Genomic DNA, 245 nt, shown 5'->3' with positions numbered 1-245 from the left:
CGTTGCGGGCCACGCTGTAAAGTCAGGTTCTGAAGTCGGATCATAATGGCGGCGGAGTCTACCAGCTTCGCTCACAACTGGCGCGAGTAGCACGATGTCCTCTGACCTGTGGAGCTTTGCCCTTGATGTCTACGCCCGGCCGGGCGTGGAAGATGCCTGCCTGCAATTGCAAACGGCGGGCGCCAATGTCTGCCTGCTGCTCTGCGGTTTGTGGCTGGAGCAGCGCGCGGTGACCTGCGATGAAC

General features: G+C 61.2%; 1 protein-coding gene. It reads left to right on the top strand.

The window, feature by feature from the left end; translation table 11 throughout:
* Positions 1 to 94: 94 nt before the first annotated feature.
* Positions 95 to 245: TIGR02444 family protein (locus AC0IYH_RS33375; protein ID WP_471838706.1), on the top strand; the 151-nt coding region annotated here is incomplete at its 3' end.

It is taken from the genome of Pseudomonas sp. AC463 (assembly GCF_979253585.1).
Note: the sequence above shows the minus strand (reverse complement) of the source record. Positions and strands in the feature narration are given on the sequence as shown.